Raw genomic sequence first — 4,106 nt, 5'->3', positions numbered from 1 at the left:
CAAAATTGGTAACATGTTGTATTTCATCTAAAAAAACATAGTTTTTTTTACTTTTATCAACTTTGGACAATACATAATCATGTAGTTTACGGTAATCAGTGAGTTCTTCAAATTCCATAAATTCGAAGTTGATGGCAATGATGTTTTCGGCTTGTACACCCTGTGCTTTTAGGTCTTGTTGAAACATCGCCAATAAGGTGGATTTTCCAGAGCGACGTACACCTGAAAGTACTTTAATAACATCACAGTTTTGCCATGTATTCAGAAATTTTAAGTAACCATCACGTCGAATATTAGCGCTTCTCATTATTTACACTTAGAGTCTAAAGTTTTAATAAATTCTATCAAATTTTAGAATACGTATGTAAATATATTTAATTTTAAGAAAAGTTTAAAGGTTAAGTGAAACATTCAAATCTGATGTTGAAGTATACGGATAGTAAATGTAATAAAAATCTAGATTCTATCTTTTTTGATTATTTTCCATGTCATGTTATTTCATTGATGCTACGACTTAATGGCTATATAAATTAAGTGAAAAGTAAATGGAACTAAGATGTTAACTAGAGTGGAACTCATTTTTGTTGTGTTAATGGTATCAGCCTTATTGCGTATGAATTGCTAAAAGGTTTATTTTAAAGTCACCTATACATGTTTTTGATCAAAAAAAATGCCCATAGGGGGAATCTATAGGCAAAATTAAGAACCTTGACGGTCATTCAGAAACTACAGCTAGCTTCTAGTTATGATTTTGAACTGAATTAAAAACAACCACATTGGCTGAATATATCAAAAGTTAAATCATTGATAAATTTTAGAAAATTAATTTACCGCCTCTGCTGCTCAATACGGCTTTGTTTCACAAAGCTGTTCTTAAGGGCTTCTTCGGCAATATAATTTCCAAATGAAGAAGCCTACACACAAAATCTACCGCTCAACCAATTGGCCCGCATATAACCGAGCTCTCATTAATCGTGGGAATATTGCCATTTGGTTCGATCCAAAAACACAATGGTATGCAGAACCTCAAGGCAAACAAGGTCGAAGTCAAACCTACTCCGACATAGCGATTCAATGCTGTTTGATGATCAAATCTCTATTTAGACTCACTTTACGCATGGTTACTGGTTTTGTTCAAAGCTTAATTAAACTTTGCGGATTAGATTGGACAGCACCAGACTTCACGACGCTTTGTAGAAGACAAAAGTATATTGATATTCAAATTAGCTACCAGAAAAGTCGTGATGGGTTACACCTACTCGTCGACTCTACGGGTTTAAAATTTTTAGGTGAAGGCGAATGGAAGCGTAAGAAACATCAGCCTGAATACCATCGGCAATGGCGTAAACTGCATATTGGTATAGATGCTGAAACACTGCAAATACGTGCCGTTCAGCTTACGACAAATAATGTCAGTGATTCACAAGTACTTGGTGATTTACTCGATCAGATTCCTCAAGATGAGCATATTGACTCCGTTTATACCGATGGTGCTTATGACACGAAGCAGTGTCGCCAGTTGATCACAGATCGAAATGAACATGCGATTATTCCACCCAGAAAAAATGCGAAGCCTTGGAAAGGTACAAAAGTTCATTCGCTAGAGCGAAATGAATTACTTCGCACTGTTAAACGTTTAGGCAGGACACTATGGAAAAAATGGTCGGGCTACCATCAGCGAAGTCTGGTAGAAACCAAGATGCACTGCATCAAATTATTAGGTGATAAGCTCAGTGCCCGGAATTTTGATAGCCAAGTAAACGAGATTCATGTACGTGTGGTCATCTTAAATAACTTTACGGAGCTCGGCCGACCTCATACCCAAGTTGTCACTTAAATTTGAACAACTTAGGAAAGCTCTACCTTTTAAATCTTTATGCAACAAAGCCATACCAAACACGTAATGTTTCAGCAGTACAACCAATCTTAGGCGTAATTGCTGTGATTGCAGCCCAATTCGATGGATAATCTTTTTCGGATTCAATCAATAATTGAACCGCTCTTTCTCTGATTTCAGGGGTATATTTTAATTTTGTCATCGGGACACTACGCTTCGCTACGTCTTGCGAAGCAATACTTCTCATCTCAGAATATTGACTCTCCGACAAACCCGGTACGGTTCAATTTAAATTAAGCTGCTATTAAAAAAGCCCTACATTTCTGTAAGGCTTTCCCCTTGGTCTTTTGCGCCGAAACAAGGAATCGTTGTTTTTATTTACAACAAAATAATTAAATCATTAATCTCACAAAAAATGAAACAAAAAAAACCTGCAACTTGGGGAAGGTGCAGGTATAAACTGATATTAACTACCATGGAGAACTTAATACCAAATAATATACTTGGTTTATATTGAGATCTCATTCACATTTTATTCCAAATTATTTACAAACAAAAAAAGCCCATCAAATGATGAGCTTTTTACGATAATTAAGTGAATTTCCATATGTACGTCCACTACAGCAGAAATATGCCATATACCTTGATCAATACCAAGTGAGCATATTCTCAATTTGCACTTATAGCTTTGCTTTAATACTATTCATCTAAGCACTTAAAATAATTGACCTAATGTCTGAATCTCAGTTTTCTCTTAGTGATTATCTATCCACAGTTCAGGAAGTAATTCAAATTACTTTCAATGAGCCTGTATGGGTGAAAGCTGAGATCCGTAATCTAAATATTAAGGGCGGACATTACTATCTTGAGTTAGCTGAAAAGGATGAAAGTACCGACAAAGTTATAGCGAGTTGTAAAGGCACCATCTGGAAATTTACAGCTCAGAAAATGGTGCTTAAGTTTGAAAGAGAAAGCGGTGTAGAGCTTTCAAAGGATTTAAATGTCTTGGTAAAAGTCAGAGCCAAGTTTGATCCTCAGTATGGCTTTTCGGTGAATGTTGAAGATATTGATTCAAGCTATACGCTTGGAGACATTGCACGGCGCTATCAACAAATTTTAGAAAGACTTACCTCTGAAGGCCTATTAAACAAGAACAAGCTCATCCCTACCCCTTTTGATATTCAGAATGTCCTGGTAATTGCTCCTGAAAATGCTGCAGGTCTAGGTGACTTCAAAAAAGATGCTGATGCTTTAGAAAAATCTGGTGTATGTCATTTCAAGTACTACTCAGCAACATTCCAAGGGAACACAGCTGCGCAAAGCATTATCATCTCTCTCAGTAATGGCCTCAGACAATGGGCTACCGATTTCAATACACCACCTGATCTCATTGTGATTATCCGCGGCGGTGGTGCTGTAAACGACCTTGCCTATTTAAATGATTATGAACTGGCAGCATTGTTGGCCAAACGAACTGTTCCAATTTGGGTCGGTATTGGTCACGAAAAAGATCGTACGATACTAGATGAAGTTGCAAACCGTTCATTTGACACACCTAGTAAGGTAATTGGTGGCATTCGTAATCTAATTGCTGATCGCACTCAGGATGTCTTAGATTCATTCCAAACCATTAAGCTATTATCCCAACATCAAATCACGGCGTACCAAAGCCAAAATGATCAATACATGAGAGTGATTAAGACGCTTGCGCATGGGCAGATTAATGAAGCAAATAAGAGCGTAGATTTGATGCGAAGCACCCTACATTACTTAGCCCAGCAACAGATCAAACTGGCAACGAATCAAGTCGAATCACTGATGCGTGAAACCTTAATCCAGAATCCAAGAAACGTGATGGCTAAAGGCTACGGAATTGTTCGTAATGAAGGAAAAGCTATTCGCTCTATTCAACAGATTTCAGGTGATAACGTCCAAGTAGAATTACAGGATGGCACCATTCAAGCAAATGTAACGAAGGTAATTAGTAATGATTAAAAAAGAACTCTCTTTCAAGGAAGGCTATGAAGTCCTTAAAAAGAATGCGGAGCTATTGGAGTCGCAGGAAGAACCAGACATCGACAATTTAATGAAAATCGTTGAAGAGTCTATGGTTGCATATAAAGCCTGTAAAACACGTGTGGATGCAGTTCAACAGGCTTTGTATGAGACATTTGATATACGCTGAATTATCAGGAGACTTTCCCTTGGGAGATTCTAGGCAGCCAACTTATAAAAGTTTTCGGCCATTTGATTTGGTGTCTTAAAACCC

At 37.3% G+C, this 4,106-nt stretch carries 4 protein-coding genes and 1 pseudogene; 3 read left to right on the top strand and 2 right to left on the bottom strand.

Annotated elements, in window-relative coordinates; genetic code table 11:
* Positions 1-307 (bottom strand): ATP-binding protein (locus ACG9ZB_RS16425; RefSeq protein WP_419326778.1); only part of this gene is annotated, 307 nt, incomplete at its 3' end.
* Positions 308-904: 597 nt separating this feature from the next.
* Here ACG9ZB_RS16425 and ACG9ZB_RS16420 point away from each other — a divergent pair.
* Positions 905-1,837 (top strand): IS5 family transposase, encoded by a 933-nt coding sequence (locus ACG9ZB_RS16420; RefSeq protein ID WP_419326777.1) that lies wholly within the window; start codon positions 905-907, stop codon positions 1,835-1,837.
* Between the two features lie 52 nt (positions 1,838-1,889).
* On the opposite strand, the pseudogene ACG9ZB_RS16415 reads toward ACG9ZB_RS16420, so the two are convergent.
* Positions 1,890-2,039 (bottom strand): annotated as a pseudogene (locus ACG9ZB_RS16415) (IS3 family transposase); the annotation flags it as partial.
* A gap of 530 nt (positions 2,040-2,569) precedes the next feature.
* Between ACG9ZB_RS16415 and xseA the strand changes: the two are divergent.
* Together xseA and xseB are read left to right on the top strand one after the other, a co-directional pair.
* A complete protein-coding gene (xseA, locus tag ACG9ZB_RS16410) occupies positions 2,570-3,832 on the top strand; it encodes an exodeoxyribonuclease VII large subunit (protein WP_419326776.1) in 1,263 nt (420 codons plus the stop codon).
* Positions 3,825-4,022 (top strand): exodeoxyribonuclease VII small subunit, encoded by a 198-nt coding sequence (gene xseB / locus ACG9ZB_RS16405; protein ID WP_078390489.1) that lies wholly within the window; start codon positions 3,825-3,827, stop codon positions 4,020-4,022. Before xseA ends, xseB begins: the two co-directional genes overlap by 8 nt.
* The last annotated feature ends 84 nt before the right edge of the window (positions 4,023-4,106 follow it).

It is taken from the genome of Acinetobacter johnsonii, from assembly GCF_048551975.1.
Taxonomy (GTDB): domain Bacteria; phylum Pseudomonadota; class Gammaproteobacteria; order Pseudomonadales; family Moraxellaceae; genus Acinetobacter; species Acinetobacter johnsonii_A.
This window is presented reverse-complemented; position numbering and strand designations above follow the sequence as displayed.